Genomic DNA, 18,878 nt, shown 5'->3' with positions numbered 1-18,878 from the left:
GGCGGCTTTTTTTAATTTATTGATGAGAAAAAGCTTGTTTGTGTCTTAACAAGTTTGGGAAAGTAGAATAATGAGCGAAAGCTTTGCACAGTTGTTAGAAGAAAGTTTTGCCAAGACTGAAATGCGTCCTGGCGCCATGTTAATGGGTACTGTGATCGATATCGAAAATGAATTCGTTATTGTCAGCACCCAAGCTAAATCGGAAGGCGTGATTCCGAAATGGCAATTTTTAAATGCAGATGGCGATCTGGAAGTCAATGTCGGCGACGAAATCGAAGTTGCGCTCGACATGTTCGAAGATGGCTTAGGTTCTACACTGCTTTCCCGCGATAAAGCTAAGAAAAGCAAAGCTTGGGCCGAGCTGGAAAAAGCCTTCGAAACACAAGAAACCGTTATCGGTCGTATCAATGGCAAGGTCCGTGGCGGCTTCACTGTTGCGGTGGGTGCTTTGCGCGCATTCCTGCCGGGTTCCTTGGTTGACGTGCGTCCAATCCGCGACACCGCATTCCTGGAAAACCGCGATCTGGAATTCAAGGTCATCAAAATCGACCAAAAACGTAACAATGTCGTATTGTCGCGTCGTGCTGTGGTTGAAAGCGAATACAGCGCGGAAAGAGAAGAATTGGTTAAAACCCTGCAAGAAGGCGCTATCGTTTCCGGTATCGTCAAAAATCTTACCGACTACGGTGCGTTTATCGACCTGGGCGGCGTAGATGGTCTGTTGCACATCACCGATATGGCATGGCGTCGTGTACGTCACCCATCCGAGTGCGTGGAAATCGGTCAAGAAGTCAATGTCAAAGTCTTGAAATTCGACAAAGACAAAACTCGCGTGTCGTTGGGCATGAAGCAAATGGAAGAAGATCCATGGCAAAACATTGCTCGCCGCTACCCAGCCGGTACCCGTGTATTCGGTAAAGTCAACAATCTGACCGACTACGGTTGCTTCGTGGAAATCGAAGAAGGCGTTGAAGGTTTGGTTCACGTATCCGAAATGGATTGGACCAACAAAAACGTCAACCCATCCAAGGTGGTTCAATTGGGTGATGAAGTTGAAGTCATGGTGCTGGAAATCGACGAAGAGCGTCGTCGTATTTCACTGGGCATGAAACAATGCCGTTCAAACCCATGGGATGAATTTGCCGCCACTCACAACAAAGGCGACAAAATCAGCGGCAAAATCAAATCCATTACCGATTTCGGTATCTTTATTGGCCTGGACGGCGGTATCGACGGTCTGGTTCACATGTCCGACATCTCTTGGAACGAGGGCGACGAAGAAGCCATTCGCAACTACAAGAAAGGCGACGAAGTTGAGACTGTCATCTTGGCGGTTGATCCGGAGCGCGAGCGTATTTCCCTGGGTATTAAACAACTGGAACAAGATCCGTTCCAAAACTATATCGCTTTGAACGAAAAAGGCGCATTGGTTAAAGGTATCGTTAAAGAAGTTGATGCCAAGGGCGCTGTTATAACCTTGGCCGATAATGTTGAAGGTTACTTGCGGGCTGCCGAAATTCAGCGCGACCGGGTTGAAGATGCACGTACTCTGTTGAAAGAAGGCGACGAAATCGAAGCTAAATTTGTCGGCGTCGACAAGAAAACCAAGTCTATTTCTTTGTCTATCAAAGCCAAGGATGTTGAGGAAGAGTCAAACGCCATTAAAGATTATTCACAACAAAGCGCTGGTACAGCGACATTGGGCGATATCTTTAAACAAATGGATAAATAAATCCGTGCCAGGGTGATGCGTTAGCGCATCACCCTTTTTCGATTACTCAGGGTTGGATGTGACAAAATCAGAATTGATAGAGGTGTTGGCACGTAAACAGCCACATCTTCCGCTTAAAGATGTTGAGTTGGCAGTCAGATGCGTGGTCGATCACTTGAGCGACACACTGGCAAGCGGAGAACGGATCGAAATTCGCGGATTTGGTAGTTTTTCCTTGCATCATCGCTCGGCGCGACTGGGCAGGAATCCTAAAACCGGCGAGTCCGTATCGCTCACCGAAAAACATGTACCTCATTTTAAACCTGGAAAAGAACTGCGCGACATAGTCGATGCATCCAGGGAGAAATTTAAGATCGTCGACTAAGTTTTAGCCGAATATAGCCATTTGGAGACAGGCAAAAGCCGTATATTTAACGCTTGTCTCTTTCATTGCTACCCAGGCATCACGACCCCACAACTTATTAAATCGTCGTGAAACACGTCCATCATCCTTTTCACTTTGACCCCAGTTACGGATACATCCTGGAACAATTGCTGGCCATCCAGGCGCCTGCTGCGCCGGCGGACTTTGTTGAGTTCTGGAAAAACCGATATCAAAATATCCTCTCCATACACCCTTATTTCAATATGGGGCAGTGCGGTTCGCATGCGGGCTTCAAAGTCTTCGATATCCAATATCAATCTACTGACGATTTCACTATTGGCGGTTGGCTACTAGAGCCGGAGCAGCAAACTGTTAGGCAATGTATTGTCGTCGGGCATGGATACGGCGGTCGGGATCAACCCGATTATCATTTCAATATTCCAGAGACAGCCTATTTGTTTCCTTGTTTTCGCGGTATTTCCAGGAGTCGATCAGCAAGGGTATCCGATCAACCTAATTATCATGTGCTGCATCATATCGAAGATCGAGATCGCTACATTTTAGGGGGGTGTGTCGAAGATTTATGGTTAGGGGTTACCTTGATGCAGGAACTATATCCGTTAGCCGCTGATAGAATCGGTTTCATGGGTATTAGCTTTGGCGGCGGCATAGGTGCTTTGGCCTTACCCTGGGATAAGCGCATTCAACGAGCGCATTTCAATGTGCCGACCTTTGGATGTCAACCCTTGCGCTTACGCTTGCAAACCATAGGCAGTGGTGCGGCTGTTTCGGACTATGTGCGTCGGCACGGTCACATTCCGGACACTTTGAGCTATTACGATGCTGCTATCGCGGCTGGTTTTGCCATGCAGCCCGTGCATATTGCTGCGGCGCTATTTGATCCCATGGTGGCGCCGCCTGGGCAGTTTGCTATTTATAATGCATGGGCGGGACCTAAATACTTATTTGTTCTGGACGCCGGGCATTATGAGTATCCTCGTCAACAACAACAAAATCAGCATTTGTTGTGGAAATTACAGGCATTTTTTGGCGACTGGTCAAAATAAACTATGAACCGCGAATATCATCACTGGTACAGTCCGCGTTTGGGGCGGGATATGGAATTTCTGGTATTTGGCCATGCAGGTGCCAAAGTGTTGGTATTTCCCACCCGGGACGGTCGGTTTTATGAATATGAAAACCTTAGGATAGTTGAAACCTTACAGCATAAAATCGAGGCGGGACATCTGCAGTTATTCTGCGTGGACAGCATAGATCATGAATCCTTTTATTGTTTTTGGTCCCAACCGAAAGACCGCATTCAACGGCATATGCAATTCGAGGAATATATTCTTAATGAAGTCATGCCTTTCATGGAGGCCAAAAATCCGCATCCTTGTACTATAGTCCATGGTTGTAGTTTGGGCGCTTATCATGCGGCCAATATGGCCTTCAGGCACCCGCAACGCTTTCAGAAGTTAGTGGCTTTTTCCGGGCGCTTTGATCTGACGCTTGAAGTGGAGCATTTCAAAGACTTGTTTAATGGTTACTACGATGACAATATCTATTTTCATACCCCCAGCCATTTTTTGCCGAATTTGACCGATCAAAATCAGTTGAACCAAATAAGCCGGATGGACATCACACTGGTCATCGGCAAGGAAGATCCCTTTTTGCATAACAATCGGGAATTCAGTCATATACTTAATCAAAAAGGGATTCGGCATGGGTATTATGAATGGGATAGCAGGGCTCATCAAGGTTACTATTGGCGGCAAATGGCACGGTTATACATTTGATAGCTCATATCAGCTGACTTAAAACGCTAACTTTTCTAATTCGTCGATATTTCCCATGATTAAACGCATTTTCATCGTCTTATTGCTGACCTTTGTGATTTTGGGCGGTATCTTTGGTTTCAAGTTTTATCAAATCCAACAAGCTATCAGTCAGATCAAGCCACCGCCACCCGCTGTTGTTGCCGCGGCTACCGTCAAACTTGAGCAGTGGCCATCGTCGTTAACGGCAGTAGGCAGTTTTACTCCGGTCGCGGGTGTGTATGTCAGCAACGAGGTAGTTGGCAAAATCAAAGTGCTTCATTTTCATTCCGGACAAACGGTTAAATCAGGTCAATTGCTTGTAGAGCTCGATACGGATACCGATCAGGCCGAACTGGCTGGATTGCAAGCCGAATTGCAACTGGCTAAAGCGCGATTGCAGCGCAGCGAAAAAATGATACAGAAAAAATATGTGTCTCAGGCCGACTACGATGAACACAAGGCACAGTTGGAACAGGCCGCCGCTGCCGTGCATGCCAAGCGTACCCGCATTGATAAGAAAATGATCAGAGCACCGTTTGCGGGCGAGTTAGGTATTCGGGAGGTCAATCTTGGACAATTTCTAAGTGAAGGTACGGATATCGTTAGTTTGCAACAATTGGATCCGATCCATTTGGATTTTAGTTTGCCGGAGCGGCATATCAGTCAATTAGCCAAAAACCAGGTAATTATCGCAACTATACAGTCTTATCCAGACCAGATATTTACCGGCAAAATTATTGCGCTGAATCCTTCCGTGGAACAAGATACCCGCTCATTGAAAGTACGGGCCATATTAAATAATGCCGATAAACGCCTGCGTCCCGGCATGTTTGCGCAAGTCAAAATAGAATCCGGCAATGCGTTGTCTGTTTTAACATTGCCGGATACCGCTATTAGCTATAACCCTTATGGTAATTCGGTGTTTTTAATCGAAAAAAATGACAATGGACTGACTGTGCAAAGTCGCCAGGTGGTTACCGGACAAAGCCGGGAGGGCAGGGTGGAAATTGTAAGCGGTCTGCAAGTCGGAGATCGGGTAGTGAGTGCTGGACAGGTCAAATTACGTAATGGAATACCTGTTACCCTCGATGCCCAACCCGCACCCGGTGAGCGGGAGGCCGGTCAGTGAAGTTTACCGATTTATTTATCCATCGGCCTGTCCTGGCTAGCGTGGTTAGTTTGTTGATTTTGGTATTAGGTCTGCGAGCGATTACGGTATTGGAGTTGCGGCAATACCCGGAGACCGAAAATACGGTAGTTACCGTAACCACATCATATCCCGGTGCCAACAGCGAGTTGGTAAAGGGCTTTATTACCAATCCCTTGCAACAGGCTATTGCCGAAGCGGACGGGATTGATTATTTGTCGTCCAGCAGCAGGCAGGGCAGTTCGGTCATTGAAGCCCACATGCGCCTGAATTACGACCCCAATGCCGCCGTTGCCGAAATTCAGGCTAAAGTAGCCAGTCAGCGTAACGTCTTGCCGGCGGAAGCCGAGGATCCGGTAATTACTTCGCAAACCGGTGAAAGTACGGCGCTGATGTACATCGCGCTATACAGCGATAGCCTGGAGGCCGCCCAGTTAAGCGATTACATCCTGCGGGTGGTGCAGCCGAAAATTCAGGCCGTGCCGGGCGTGGGTAAAGCCAAAGTATTGGGTAATAAAACCTTCGCCATGCGGATTTGGTTGGACCCGGAGCGGATGGCTTCGTTGGGTGTCACGGCCACCGACGTTAGCGACGTATTAAGGGAAAACAATTATTTATCCGGTGTAGGCAGCACTAAGGGTAATTTCGTTAAAATCGATTTGCGCGCCACCACGGATGCGGTCAACGAAACCGAATTCCGCCAGCTGGTGGTCAGCAACCGAAATGGTACCCTGGTTAGGCTGGAAGACATTGCCGATACCGAACTGGGTAGTGAAGACTATGATTCGGTGAATTGGTATAAGGGCAAAATGGCCATTTTTATGGGCATAGAGCAAGCGCCCGGAGCCAACCCGCTTACCGTGGCGAAAGCCGTCAAATTGCAATTGAAAGACATCGAACGCGATTTGCCGGACGCCATGCAAATATTGCTGCCTTACGACGCCAGCCAGTTTATCGAAGATTCGATCAACGAGGTATTCACTACCTTGATTGAAGCAGTGGCCATCGTGTTGGTGGTGATTTTTTTATCATTAGGTTCATTGCGCGCGGCATTGATACCGGCGGTGACCGTGCCGTTGTCCTTGATCGGCGGTGCTTTTTTGATGTTGGCCATGGGTTTTTCCATCAATTTGTTAACCATGCTGGCTTTGGTTTTGGCAATTGGGCTAGTGGTCGATGATGCCATCGTCATGGTGGAAAACATCCATAGGCATATAGAAGAGGGTCAACCGCGCCTTCAGGCCGCGATACTCGGAGCCAGGGAGTTAGGTTTGCCGGTTATCGCCATGACCACTACCTTAATCGCCGTATATGCGCCTATCGGCTTTATGGGAGGCTTGGTAGGCACTTTGTTTACCGAGTTTGCCTTTTCGCTGGCCGGTGCGGTGCTGGTGTCCGGGGTGATAGCATTGACCTTGTCGCCGATGATGAGCTCAAGGTTTTTAAAGGAAGCCGGTACGCCGGGACGCTTTGAATTAGCCGTGGAGCATTTTTTTAACGGATTGGCCCGGTATTACCAACGACTGCTGCATAAGGTGATCGAGTATCCCTCTACTGTTGCTATGTTTGCATTGATGGTGCTGGTAAGCATATATTTTATGTTCATGCTGACCAATAAAGAGCTGGCGCCTACCGAAGACCAGAGTATTCTGTTTGCGATTGCCACTGGGCCGCAGACGGCCACCTTGCATTACAACGAAGCCTATTCCCGCGAGCTGATAAAACAGTTCGAAACTATCCCGGAATACAAGGAAAGTTTTTTGCTGATGGGGTTTGGCGGCGATACCAGTACCGTATTCAGTGGCTTCAAAATGCCATCCGCATTCGATCGCAAGCGTTCACAAACCGAGATTCAGCCCGAGCTGCAAGCTAAAGTTGCCAAAATCGCCGGTTTTCAAACAGCGGTTATTCCACGTCCCAGCCTGCCGGGTTCCGGTGGCGGTTTGCCCATGCAGTTCGTAATGGTCACCGATGCCGATTACGCCGCACTGGATCAGGTGGCGGATCAATTGCTGGATAAAGCCATGCAAAGCGGAAAATTCGCATTTTTGATGAAGGACGTTAATTTCAATCGGCCGCAAACCACGCTGGTCATCGATCGCGACAGGGCTGCCGATTTGGGTATCAATATGCAGGATATCGGTAAGAATCTGGCTACATTGCTGGGCGGGCAATATGTGAACCGGTTTAGTTTGCAAGGCCGCAGTTACAAGGTTATTCCGCAAGTGGACGATCTAGCCCGCATGGATGCCAGTAAATTCGCTAACTATTATTTACGCACCGCATCGGGAGGGCAAGTGCCGTTGTCTTCGTTGATTAAGCTGGAAAGCTCGGTTGAGCCCGGTAAGCGTACTCAGTTTCAACAGCTGAATAGTTTGACAATCAACGGCATGATGACGCCCGGTGTCGGGTTAGGCGATGCGATGGCTTATTTGGAAGAAACTGCGGAACAAGTGTTTCCGCGCGGCTTTAGTTTCGATTACACCGGTGCATCCCGGCAATATTCTCAACAAGGTAGCGCGCTGATCGTGACCTTTTTCATGGCGCTATTAATTATTTATCTGGTATTGGCGGCTCAATTCGAAAGTTGGCGCGACCCGTTAATTATTCTGATCTCAGTGCCGCTATCCATTGCCAGCGCCTTGGCCTTCATGATGCTGGGCTTCGCCACGGTCAATATATACACCCAGGTTGGCTTGATCACCTTGATCGGTCTGGTAGCCAAAAACGGCATATTGATCGTGGAATTTGCCAATCAATTGCAAATTCAGGAGCGCTTAAATAAGTTCAAGGCTGTAGAACAGGCCGCCACCATCCGTTTACGGCCCATTCTGATGACAACCGTTTCCATGATCGTAGCCATGGTGCCTCTGTTAATGGCCTCGGGGCCAGGTGCCGCCAGTCGTTTCGATATAGGTTTGGTGATTGCCAGCGGCCTGGGGATTGGCACCCTATTTACCTTATTTGTAGTGCCGGCGTTTTATTTGTTGCTGGCAAGAGATCATCAACAGATCGCTGTCTAGTGGGGGCGTCTGAGCAAAAAACAGTGGGTCTTCTCTTTTGATTGTTTTTTTTACTATTAAAATAGTAAAAAATTTTGTATAATGTCACTTTAGTGGTTATTGCTGTGGCGCTAATTGTTTAATTTAATAGTTCTCGGGTTGAGTTAAAGGTTAGATTTTGCTTCCAGATTGAGTAGATGGTCATGCCCAATATCCAAGTTTTTACTTTATCATTGGAGCTTCATCATGATGACACTGTTTGTTCGAGGTATACCGCCCACCGCTACCGAATCCGGCTTGCATGATTTATTTGCTGCATACGGCAAAGTGTTTGGCATGAAAGTCAATCAGGACTTTTTTACCGGTCAATTACGGGGCTTTGCAACAGTAGATATGGAAGGTCATGAAGCGCGTGCGGCCATTTCAGCTATTAACGGCCGCGATTTCCTCGGCAAGACCATTTATGTCGAGGTGGATAAAGGCGCTAAAGGTAAGCGCGGTCGCCGTTAAGCTTAAACTCGCCTACTCCGTTCAGTCGCGAATTACTTGAATTTACCGTTAAACTAGTGGTTGCGCGACGCTAAGTCATAAGGCATGAAAAAAGCCCCAAAAGCTCTTCCCACAATGTCGAACCCCGCTGTTGATCAAATTATGAGCGAAGAAAACTTGCAAACCATGGGCACGCGGGTTAGATATTATCGCGAGCGACTGGGGCTGAGTCAGGATGAATTGGCGCTTCGTGTCGGCGCGGCCCAGCAGACTATTCAAAGTTTGGAATCAGGCAAGATCCGTAAAAGTACGTTTTTACCGCAGATCGCCAAAACGCTGGGCGTTGATTTTGATACCTTGCTGTTTGGCAAACTGCAGCCCACCAGTATTAAAGCATCCAAGCCGTTATTAATGGCAACGGCCCGCCGGGTGCCACTATTTTCGACTCGCGATTGCGAGTGGGTGCAAGCTTTTCTGCAAGATCAGGCGGTTCAGTCGCCGAGCGGCAAATGGGTGTCCATGGATTATTCCTTGCCTTTTGCCGAATCCGGTTCGCGGCTGTTTGCCTTGAAATTGGGTTTGAGTGATGAAGCCTTTCAGCCGGAGTTTAAACCCGGAGACCAATTGGTTATCGACCCGGATGCGTCGATTCAACCTAGCGACCCGGTGATTGTGTTTAAGCCGGGTGCCGAACGGCTGAATTTGAATCGCTATCGGGTGCTATCGCAATCGGGTTCCGGCATCGATTATGAGCTGGTATCGATCCATCCGGATTTTCCCAGTTTTGCGGGTGCCGAGCTGGAAAATTTGCAAATTCTTGGGCCGGTATTGCAAGTGCGTCGGCCCGTTTCCAGCCAAGTCCGGCTGGCGGTGTTGGAAGAGCAATTTCGATAACGGCGGATAATCACCAAACTAGCTACCTTACCCTTGTTAAATATCACAAATACAAAAACATAATGAGTAACTTACCTAATTGCCCGAAGTGCGGCTCAGAATATACTTATGCTGATGGCAGTATGTACATTTGTCCGGAATGTGCGCACGAATGGTCCGCGGAGGCACAAGCCGACAATGCAACCGATGACCGTGTTATCAAGGACGCTAACGGTAATCTGCTGCAAGACGGTGATACCGTCACTGTAATTAAAGATTTGAAAGTCAAAGGTTCTTCCTTAGTGGTTAAGGTCGGTACAAAAGTAAAGAATATCCGTTTGGTGGATGGCGATCATGATATCGATTGTAAAATCGATGGGATTGGCGCCATGAAACTGAAATCGGAGTTTGTCAAAAAAGTGTAAAGCCTCCGCTGGGGCGTTTTCGAATTAACCATTCAAAAACGCCCCAGCGTTGGATCAAAATCAATTCATATACCTGTCGGGTCCGACTTAAAAGCGCTTTTTGCATTAAGCTACGCAATAAAACGGCACAAAATACTGTTCCTCCGGTATCTGTTGGGTTAATCAGTACCAAACCTGAACGACCGATATGTCCATTTTATGAAAAAAAGCGATTTTAACTATCAGTTGCCGCCTGAATTAATTGCCCAAAAGCCTTTGGCACAACGAAGCGCTAGTCGCTTGTTGCAATTGAATAAACAAACCGGCGCGTTACGGGATAGTCAATTCAGCGATTTTATCGGTATGCTTAATCGGAATGACTTATTGGTATTTAACGATACCAAAGTTATTCCCGCCCGGCTCTATGCGACTAAAGCCACGGGCGGCAAAGTCGAAATTTTGATAGAGCGCATAGAAGACCAATGCCGGGTTTTGGCGCATATCAGAGCCAGCAAATCGCCCAAGGCTGATTCGTTAATGCAACTACAGAATGGCGCTGCATGTAGGGTATTAGGTAGAGAACAGGATTTATTCAGGTTGCAATTCGATACTGAAATCGGTGTGCTGGCGCTTTTGGCAGAAATAGGGCACATGCCGTTACCGCCGTATATCGATCGACCGGATGATATTGACGACCTAGAGCGCTACCAAACCGTATTTGCCAAACAGGCCGGGGCGGTCGCGGCACCGACAGCTGGTTTGCATTTTGATGCGGGAACCATGCAGATGCTGGAACAAAAAGCTATTCAGCGTTGTTTTGTCACTTTACATGTCGGCAGCGGTACTTTTCAGCCGGTTCGGGTGGATGATTTAAGCCGGCATGTTATGCATAAAGAATTCTTTCAGGTGTCCGAGGCTTGTGTCGAGGCCGTCAGAGAAACCAAAGATCGTGGCGGACGGGTGGTGGCGATTGGCACCACTGCGGTGAGGGCCCTGGAATCCGCATCCGCCTCGGGCGAAATACTTGCCGGTTGCGGGGATACGCAGTTATTTATTACGCCAGGCTATGCGTTTAAGACAGTGGATGCAATGCTAACCAATTTTCATTTGCCGGAATCGACTTTGTTAATGCTGATTTCCGCCTTTGCCGGATACGATGCAGTGTTGAATGCCTACCAACACGCCATTCAGCAACGTTACCGGTTTTTCAGTTATGGCGATGCCATGGCGATTTTTTAAATACCTGATACCCATTGATAAATTGGTTTTTTCGCTCCGATCAAGTTTGATAAATGCCTATACCCCCAGTTGATATAACCCAAATATTCCGTAACGGGTTTAGGCTGTCCATCACAATTTTCGTATGTGATTAGGGACGGTCGTCTCGTATTGATCAATACTGGCAATCATTTCTGTAGAAAGCTGCAGAGAGGAACTTAATTTGGTCAATATACTGACTCTGTCTGTTAATGGGGAATACTATGGGGGAGTTATTCAATGACGCCTTTAATTTCACAGGCCTAATTCCGCATGGTTACTGCCTGAAGTGGAACCCTTTGCTACTTTGGACTCTGGTCGGTTCGGATTCCATTATCGCGGTATCATATTTTTCGATTCCCTTTGCGCTTTGGTATTTCACCCAAAAAAGAGCCGATATTCGCAATCGGTGGCTATTCATATTATTTGGCCTGTTTATCGTCGCATGCGGGATAACCCATTTCCTTGATGTACTTACCATCTGGCGGCCTAATTATTGGGCCAATGCAATAGCGAAGGCGGCGACAGCCGGCTTATCGTTCGGTACCGCTGTCATTATCTGGCTAAAAATGCCCGAAGCTTTGCTTGCGCCGTCCGTGCAGCAGCTGGAACAGGCCAAGGCTGATCTGGAAATATTAAATACCGAACTGGAGCGACGGGTAGGGGAAAGAACCGAAGCACTAGCGGATACAAATAGGCAACTTCAGGGTACCTTGAGTGAATTGACCTTACTGCATGAGCGTTTGAAAACGGAAAAAGCCCAACTGCGCGGCCTGATAAACAATATTCCGGACTTCATTTTCATAAAAAATACCGATAGTACTTATGTTGCCTGTAATAAGGCGGTAGAGAACTATTTCGGGGTGCCTGAAAGCGAAATTATCGGTAAATCCGATTTCGAATTTGTCGATGCGGATACCGCAACATCGTTCCGGCGGAAAGATCAGGAAACGCTGGCTTCAGATCTGGTCAGTGTCTATGAAGAGTGGATTACCTATGCGGATGGCAGAGAATGTTGCCTTGAAACTTTAAAAATACCATTTAGAGACGAGCATCAGAATATTCTGGGAATAATCGGAGTGGGTAGAGATATCACTGAACGCAAGCAAGCAGATATCAAACTTCAGCTGGCGGCCAGGGTTTTTACGCATGCCCGCGAGGGCATCATGATAGCGGATGCCATGGGTACCATTATCGAAGTAAACGATACCTTTACCCAAATTACCGGTTATAGCCGGAAGGAAGCGGTCGGGCAAAACCCGCGCATACTTCAGTCCGGGCTGCATGGGCCGGATTTTTACGCGGATATATGGAGAGCGCTGCTTGAAAACGGACACTGGTATGGTGAAATCTGGAACCGGCATAAGAACGGTAAGGTGTTTGCCGAGATGATCACTATCAGCGCGGTAAACGATGCGTCGGGAAAGGTGCAAAATTACGTTGCGCTGTTCACCGACATCACCCAAATGAAAGAGCATCAGCAAGAGCTTGAGCGTATCGCGCATTATGACGCATTGACAGGCTTACCGAACCGGGTATTGCTGACCGACCGGTTGCAACAAGCCATGCTGCAAAACGAAAGGCGCAATCAATCGCTCGCTTTGGTATATCTCGACTTGGATGGATTTAAGGTGGTAAATGACAGTTACGACCACCAAGTGGGCGATGAACTGTTAATTGCCATTTCCAAACGCATGAAAGAGGCTCTCAGAGAAGGTGACACACTGGCGCGGATCGGCGGAGATGAGTTTGTGGCAATCCTGGTCGATCTGGAACAAATTACCGATTGCGAACCGGTACTGGCTCGTCTATTACAAGCCGCCTCCAGCTCGATTCAGTTGGAGAATGCCGAATTGCAGCTTTCCGCTAGTATCGGCGTCACCCTCCATCCACAGGATAATGTCGAAGCGGATCAGTTAGTGCGCCATGCCGATCAGGCCATGTATATCGCTAAGCAGGAAGGTAAAAACCGTTACCATCTGTTCGATATCGAACACGATGCCGCGATCAAGACCCAGCAAGAGCGATTGGAGGATATACGCAGCGCCATGGGTAATCAGGAGTTCGTACTGTATTATCAACCGAAGATCAATATCGTCACAGGCGAAGTCATTGGTGTCGAAGCACTGATTCGTTGGCAACATCCTCAACGAGGATTGTTGTCGCCGGCTGATTTTTTACCGTTTATCGAGACTCATCCCATCAGCGTGAGTCTCGGCGAGTGGGTGATAGATTCGGTGTTGGCCCAGATGCGCGAATGGTATGCCAATGGCATCGATATTATCGTTAGCGTCAATATTGGCGCCAAGCAATTTCAGCAAATTGATTTTGTCGATCGTATCGCCTTGCTGTTATCGGTACATCCCGATATTCAACCTTCCCGGTTGGAGCTGGAAGTGCTGGAAACCAGTGCGCTGGAAGATCTTGCTGCGGTTTCCAAAAAAATTAAAGCGTGTCGGGAGATGGGGCTCCGCTTTGCATTGGATGACTTCGGCACCGGATTCTCCTCATTGACCTATCTCAGGCACTTACCAGTCGATATTCTCAAGATTGACCAAAGTTTTGTGCGAGGCATGTTGGTCGACCAGGATGATCTGGCGATCGTCAACGGTGTAATTGGCTTGGCCAACACCTTTTCCCGCCAAGTCATAGCAGAGGGCGTGGAAACCATGAATCACGCTAAAAAATTGGTAGCCATGGGCTGTCAGTTGGCGCAAGGTTATGGTATCGCCCATCCTATGCCGGCGACCGAGATAGCGGTATGGGTTAGCAAATGGCAAGCGAGCGAATACTGGAAAAAATAGTATATAGTTTGACGCGGTTATAACCCGGCATGGCATTCCGGCAGTTAGGCGGGTTGCAGCATTCGAGGTTAAAGATTTAACTTAGCTTATAAGTTCGAGTACATCGAGTTTAATCGCCGGTTTCGCCAATAATGTTCTGACCGGTAACATAAAAGCGTTCTTCGCAGGAAATTGACAGAGGGCGGATGCTTACTTTACGCCCACAAAAGGGTTGCTGCGCATCTCGGCGGCAAAGGTGGACATCGGGCCGTGACCGGGGATGAAGGCGATATCGCCACCCAGCGGCCATAGTTTGAGCAGAATGGAATCGATCAAGGTTTGATAATCGCCGCGCGGAAAGTCGGTACGTCCTATCGACCCTTTGAACAGCACATCGCCGACGATGGCCAGGCGTTCATCAGCGTTAAAAAACACTACATGGCCGGGCGTGTGACCGGGGCAATGGATAACCTGCAATACTTGTTTGCCAACCTGAACCGTGTCGCCGTCGTTTAGCCAGCGGGAAGGTTGGAAAGATTCGGCTTTAGGGAAGCCGAACATACGGCACTGTTCCGCCAGGCTTTGTATCCAAAAATCGTCATCACGGTGTGGTCCGATAATGGGCAAGTTCAATTGCTTGGATAATTCGGCCACGCCCCCGATATGGTCCAAATGACCGTGGGTGACCAGGATAGCTTCCAACTCGACGCCTTGCCGATCCACTTCCCGTAACAGAATGTCCAGATCGCCGCCGGGGTCAACCAGCGCTGCTTTGTTGGTTTTTTCGCACACTAGCAGCGTGCAGTTTTGCTGATACTCGGTGACGGGAATGATGGTATAGCGCATGATTTGGCTTAAAATGTCGGCGGCGCGCAGGACGGGTCTGCGCGCCGCCATGAATTAAATATTCAGCAGCAGATGGGCTGGCGATTCCAGGCATTCTTTAACAATGCCTAAAAATTGCACTGCCTCCTTGCCGTCCACCAAGCGGTGGTCGTAGGACAAGGCCAGATACATGATGGGACGGATCACTATTTGGCCATCCTCGACCACGGGTCTGTCCTTGATCGCGTGCATACCCAAGATGGCGCATTGGGGGGGATTGAGAATGGGGGTGGACAGCATGGAGCCGAATATGCCACCGTTGGTAATGGTAAAGGTGCCGCCGCTCAAGTCTTCCACACTGATAGAGCCGTTACGGGCCTTGCTGCCGAAATCGTGTATGCCTTTTTCGATGCCGGCAAAGTCCAATTGGTCGGCGTCCCGTAAAATAGGCACGATCAGGCCGCGGGGGGTGGTAACCGCGATACCGATATCGTAATAACCGTGATAAATAATGTCGTTACCGTCGATGGAGGCATTGATGGCCGGGAAGCGTTTCAGTGCTTCGATGGAGGCCTTGACAAAAAACGACATAAAGCCGAGTTTGACGTTGTGCTTGGTTTCGAAACGTTCCTTGTATTGGTTGCGCAATTCGATGACCGCCGATAGGTCGACTTCGTTGAAGGTAGTCAGCATGGCAGCATTCTGTTGCGCTTGCAGCAAACGCTCGGCAATCTTGGCGCGCAACCGAGTCATGGGCACACGCTGTTCCGGCCGTAAACTGGCGACGACGGTTGCGGACAGCGGAGCGTGGCTGGCATCAGCCGTGGAGGCGGGCTCTTCCTGCTCGGGTTGCTGTTCGTTTAAAAAGTCCAGCACGTCGGTTTTTAAAATCCGGCCATGTTTGCCGGAACCGCTGATGCTGGCGGGATCGATTTCATTTTCGGCCACCAGTTTGCGCACCGATGGACTTAAAGGCGGTTCTTCCTTGTTGGCAGCCTTTGCGGCGGGGGCCGGGGCCGGCGTGGGGTTTTGTTTCTGTAAATCCAGTCTGGCCAGTAGTTCACCGCCGACCACGGTTTCCCCGGCGGCGCGGATAATTTCCTTGACCACGCCGCTGGAAGGCGCGGGGACTTCCAAAATCACTTTATCGGTCTCAAGGTCTGCCAGATTGTCACCAGCCTCCACCCAGTCGCCGGGCTGTTTGTGCCAGGCCGCTAAGGTGGCATCGGACACGGATTCGGGGAGGCTGGGAACCAGAATGTCAAAACTCATGTTTTATTCCTTCTTTGCTGCCGTATAGGGCGGTGTGGACGACGTTTTTTTGTTCGCTTAAGTGGGTTTTGTAACTGCCTACCGCGGGCGCCGCCGAGGGCGGTCTGCCAGCATAAATAACCGGCGTGCTATCGTCAACCAAGTCATAAACATGGTGCTTGCTTTGGTACCAGGCTCCTTGGTTTTTCGGTTCTTCCTGGCACCAGACTACCAGTTCCAGATTGGGAAATTTATCAATTTCGGCTTTAAAGCTATCGTTGGGGAACGGATAGAGTTGCTCGATGCGGATAATCACTATATGTTTCAGATCGTCTTCGCGGCGGGCTTCCAGTAAATCGTAATAAACTTTACCGCTGCAGAGTACTAGCCGGGTGATATGGTATGGATCGATATCGTCGATTTCGCCGATAATCGGTAAAAAGCCGCCATCGGTTAAATCCGCCAGCGTGGAAACCGCCAGTTTATGCCGGAGCAGACTTTTCGGACTCATGACGATCAGCGGTTTGCGGAATTGCCTAATCAATTGTCTGCGCAGCAAATGAAAAATTTGCGCCGGCGTGGTGGGATAACAAACCTGAATGTTATGATCGGCGCATAATTGCAGATAGCGTTCCAGACGGGCTGAGGAATGCTCCGGACCCTGGCCTTCGAAACCGTGCGGTAACAGCATCACCAGACCGCTAAGTTTGCCCCATTTGGTTTCGCCCGAACTGATGAATTGATCGATGACTACTTGAGCGCCGTTGGCAAAGTCCCCGAATTGGGCTTCCCAAATGACCAGCTTGTCGGGTTCGGTCGAGCTATAACCGTATTCGAAGGCCAATACACCCGCTTCCGACAACAACGAGTTAAATATCTGCGCATGGCCTTGATCGTCGGATAGGTGTTTGAGCGGAATGCGGCTTTCCCCGTTCTTCTGATTCAGTAAAATAGCATGCCGATGCGAAAACGTGCCTCGACCGATATCTTGGCCGGTCAATCGGACATGATAGCCTTCGACCAGCAGTGTAGCGTAGGCCATGTTTTCCGCAAAACCCCAGTCTATCGGAATCTCGCCGTGAGCCATTTTGTTGCGCTCTTCCATGACTTTGCTAACACGGGAATGCAATTCAAAATCCGCCGGCAGGTCTTGCAGTTTTTGGTTGCAAAACGCTATCCGTTCCAAAGGCACCGTGGTGTCCGCAGATTGGTCCCAGTCCTTGTTCAGATATTTATCCCAACGCGCGGAGTATGCATAATTGTTGTTAACGACTATGGGGCGGGAGACTACTTGGCCTTCGCTGAGTTTCTGGTAATACTCTTCTTCCATCGCATTCACTGCTTCCTCGCTAAGCACGCCCTCGCTGATCAGTTTTTGGGCGTAAAGCTGGCGGGTAGAGGATAACTTACGGATTTTTTCGTACATCATGGGCTGGGTTGCCGCCGGTTCGTCGGCTTCGTTATGTCCCAGGCGGCGATAGCAGATCAGATCGATGACGACATCCTTGTGAAAAGTCATGCGATAGTCCAATGCCAATTGAGTAATAAAGGCCACGGCTTCGGGGTCATCCCCGTTAACGTGAAACACCGGCGCCTGGATCATGTTGGCCACGTCGGTGCAATATAAAGTGGAGCGGGCGTCGAATGGGTTACTGGTGGTAAAGCCGATCTGATTATTAATGACGATATGCACGGTGCCGCCGGTATGGAAGGCGCGGGTTTCAGACATATTCAAGGTTTCCATGATGATGCCTTGGCCTGCAAAGGCGGCATCGCCGTGTATTAATACCGGAATGATTACATCGGTACCACCGATACCGTGCCTGTCTTGCCTGGCTTTAACCGAGCCTTCTACCACCGGGTTGATGATCTCGAGGTGGGAAGGATTGAACGCCAGTGTTAAGTGAATAGGGCCGCCGGGGGTGGCTATATTCGAGGAAAATCCCATGTGGTATTTTACATCGCCGGTCAATACGCCGGGAGAGGAGGTATGGGTGCCTTCAAATTCGCCAAATAGAGCAGCCGGGCTTTTGCCCAGTACGTTGACCAGTACATTCAGCCGGCCGCGATGCGCCATGCCGATCACGATTTCGGTGGCTTTGTTTTCGCCGGCCCGTTGAATCAATTCATCCAAAATGGGAATGAGTGATTCGCCGCCTTCCAGAGAAAAACGTTTCTGACCGACATATTTGCGGTGCAGATATTTTTCCATGCCTTCCGCCGCGGTTAGCAATTTTAGTAAACCCAGGCGTTTTTCCGGGTGACTGGCATAATCGGGTTTGGCACCTTCCAGTTTTTTGCGTATCCAGTTTTTAGGTTCGGCGTCGACAATATGCATGAATTCGCTGCCGATACTACCGCAGTAGATTTCCTTGAGCGTGCTGATGATGGCGTGCAACGGCAAACGATCGATACCGCATAAACCACCGGTATCGAACAGGGTTTTCATGTCGGCATCGGTCAAACCGTAATAGACGGGTTCCAGGTCGGCCGGCATGACCGTTTGGTTGCCCAAAGGGTTGTTAGTGGCAATTTGATGGCCTTTAACCCGATAATGATTAATCAGGCGGGCAACGGCGGATTGTTTTTTGACGCTTTGCTCGGTAAAGCCTTGCATTTTGGCCAGTTTGCCCGGCTCTGAAATGGCAAGCTTTTCGAAACGGTCGACGATCACGCTGTGCGGCGTGTCATCCGTGGAGCCGCAATGGATATCGTCAAAACGCTGGCGCCAGTTACCGGAAACCGAGTCGGGATCGCTCAAATATTGCTCGTAGAGCTGTTCTATATAAGAGGCGTTGCCACCGTAATATGCCGAGGTTTCTTCAAACAGTTTAAGCAGGCTGCTCATACAACATCCGGGTTTTCAGCAAGTGTTAAGCATTATGGTAGAGCTAAAATGGTATATTACCAAGGGAAAAATGCAGTAAAAAC

14 protein-coding genes are annotated in these 18,878 nt (G+C 49.1%); 11 read left to right on the top strand and 3 right to left on the bottom strand.

Translation table 11 applies throughout. The features are described 5' to 3' along the window. Nucleotides 1-70: 70 nt before the first annotated feature. From rpsA to M0R33_RS01020, 11 genes are all read left to right on the top strand, one after another. Nucleotides 71-1,732, top strand: a complete 1,662-nt coding sequence (rpsA, locus tag M0R33_RS01070) for a 30S ribosomal protein S1 (RefSeq protein WP_292563744.1) — start codon at nt 71-73, stop codon at nt 1,730-1,732. Nucleotides 1,733-1,790: 58 nt separating this feature from the next. Next, nucleotides 1,791-2,096 carry an integration host factor subunit beta gene (locus M0R33_RS01065; RefSeq protein WP_013818551.1) on the top strand — a complete coding sequence of 102 codons (306 nt, stop codon included), beginning with the start codon at nt 1,791-1,793 and terminating at the stop codon, nt 2,094-2,096. A 107-nt stretch (nt 2,097-2,203) separates the two neighbouring features. Further along, nucleotides 2,204-3,163: an acetylxylan esterase gene (locus tag M0R33_RS01060; RefSeq protein WP_292563740.1), complete on the top strand. Its 960-nt coding sequence runs from the start codon at nt 2,204-2,206 to the stop codon at nt 3,161-3,163. Nucleotides 3,164-3,166: 3 nt separating this feature from the next. Continuing rightward, entirely contained in the window at nt 3,167-3,895 is a 729-nt protein-coding gene (locus tag M0R33_RS01055; protein ID WP_292563738.1) for an alpha/beta hydrolase-fold protein, read from the top strand. Between the two features lie 55 nt (nt 3,896-3,950). Further along, entirely contained in the window at nt 3,951-5,045 is a 1,095-nt protein-coding gene (locus tag M0R33_RS01050; protein WP_292563737.1) for an efflux RND transporter periplasmic adaptor subunit, read from the top strand. Further along, nucleotides 5,042-8,086 (top strand): efflux RND transporter permease subunit, encoded by a 3,045-nt coding sequence (locus tag M0R33_RS01045; protein ID WP_292563735.1) that lies wholly within the window; start codon nt 5,042-5,044, stop codon nt 8,084-8,086. Before M0R33_RS01050 ends, M0R33_RS01045 begins: the two co-directional genes overlap by 4 nt. A gap of 225 nt (nt 8,087-8,311) precedes the next feature. After that, nucleotides 8,312-8,575 (top strand): RNA-binding protein, encoded by a 264-nt coding sequence (locus M0R33_RS01040; RefSeq protein WP_013818556.1) that lies wholly within the window; start codon nt 8,312-8,314, stop codon nt 8,573-8,575. A 141-nt stretch (nt 8,576-8,716) separates the two neighbouring features. Next, nucleotides 8,717-9,448 (top strand): helix-turn-helix domain-containing protein, encoded by a 732-nt coding sequence (locus tag M0R33_RS01035; protein ID WP_292563728.1) that lies wholly within the window; start codon nt 8,717-8,719, stop codon nt 9,446-9,448. A 62-nt stretch (nt 9,449-9,510) separates the two neighbouring features. Then, entirely contained in the window at nt 9,511-9,852 is a 342-nt protein-coding gene (locus M0R33_RS01030) for a zinc ribbon domain-containing protein YjdM (protein ID WP_292563725.1), read from the top strand. Between the two features lie 198 nt (nt 9,853-10,050). Next, nucleotides 10,051-11,070: a tRNA preQ1(34) S-adenosylmethionine ribosyltransferase-isomerase QueA gene (gene queA, locus M0R33_RS01025; protein WP_292563722.1), complete on the top strand. Its 1,020-nt coding sequence runs from the start codon at nt 10,051-10,053 to the stop codon at nt 11,068-11,070. 242 nt (nt 11,071-11,312) lie between these two features. Next, nucleotides 11,313-13,892 (top strand): EAL domain-containing protein, encoded by a 2,580-nt coding sequence (locus M0R33_RS01020; protein ID WP_292563718.1) that lies wholly within the window; start codon nt 11,313-11,315, stop codon nt 13,890-13,892. A 189-nt stretch (nt 13,893-14,081) separates the two neighbouring features. On the opposite strand, the gene M0R33_RS01015 is transcribed toward M0R33_RS01020, so the two are convergent. The 3 genes from M0R33_RS01015 to M0R33_RS01005 are packed head-to-tail and all read right to left on the bottom strand — an operon-like array spanning nt 14,082 to nt 18,795. Continuing rightward, entirely contained in the window at nt 14,082-14,768 is a 687-nt protein-coding gene (locus M0R33_RS01015; RefSeq protein WP_292563715.1) for an MBL fold metallo-hydrolase, read from the bottom strand. A gap of 3 nt (nt 14,769-14,771) precedes the next feature. After that, the gene (odhB, locus tag M0R33_RS01010) at nt 14,772-15,968 is read right to left on the bottom strand and encodes a 2-oxoglutarate dehydrogenase complex dihydrolipoyllysine-residue succinyltransferase (protein WP_292563711.1); all 1,197 of its coding nucleotides are present in this window, start codon (nt 15,966-15,968) and stop codon (nt 14,772-14,774) included. Next, entirely contained in the window at nt 15,958-18,795 is a 2,838-nt protein-coding gene (locus M0R33_RS01005) for a 2-oxoglutarate dehydrogenase E1 component (protein ID WP_292563709.1), read from the bottom strand. The genes odhB and M0R33_RS01005 overlap by 11 nt, the downstream gene beginning before the upstream one ends. Nucleotides 18,796-18,878 lie beyond the last annotated feature (83 nt).

This window comes from Methylomonas sp., assembly GCF_023228165.1.
In the GTDB taxonomy this organism is placed as follows: Bacteria; Pseudomonadota; Gammaproteobacteria; order Methylococcales; family Methylomonadaceae; genus Methylomonas.
The sequence above is the reverse complement of the archived record's forward strand: the minus strand, read 5'-3'. Positions and strand labels throughout refer to the sequence as shown.

Coding starts and splice junctions, on each gene's coding strand:
- rpsA (WP_292563744.1), top strand. CDS start 71: ATGAGCGAAAGCTTTGCACAGTTGTTAGAAGAAAGTTTTGCCAAGACT.
- M0R33_RS01055 (WP_292563738.1), top strand. CDS start 3,167: ATGAACCGCGAATATCATCACTGGTACAGTCCGCGTTTGGGGCGGGAT.
- M0R33_RS01050 (WP_292563737.1), top strand. CDS start 3,951: ATGATTAAACGCATTTTCATCGTCTTATTGCTGACCTTTGTGATTTTG.
- M0R33_RS01040 (WP_013818556.1), top strand. CDS start 8,312: ATGATGACACTGTTTGTTCGAGGTATACCGCCCACCGCTACCGAATCC.
- M0R33_RS01035 (WP_292563728.1), top strand. CDS start 8,717: ATGAGCGAAGAAAACTTGCAAACCATGGGCACGCGGGTTAGATATTAT.
- M0R33_RS01030 (WP_292563725.1), top strand. CDS start 9,511: ATGAGTAACTTACCTAATTGCCCGAAGTGCGGCTCAGAATATACTTAT.
- queA (WP_292563722.1), top strand. CDS start 10,051: ATGAAAAAAAGCGATTTTAACTATCAGTTGCCGCCTGAATTAATTGCC.
- M0R33_RS01020 (WP_292563718.1), top strand. CDS start 11,313: ATGGGGGAGTTATTCAATGACGCCTTTAATTTCACAGGCCTAATTCCG.
- M0R33_RS01015 (WP_292563715.1), bottom strand. CDS start 14,768: ATGGCGGCGCGCAGACCCGTCCTGCGCGCCGCCGACATTTTAAGCCAA.
- odhB (WP_292563711.1), bottom strand. CDS start 15,968: ATGAGTTTTGACATTCTGGTTCCCAGCCTCCCCGAATCCGTGTCCGAT.
- M0R33_RS01005 (WP_292563709.1), bottom strand. CDS start 18,795: ATGAGCAGCCTGCTTAAACTGTTTGAAGAAACCTCGGCATATTACGGT.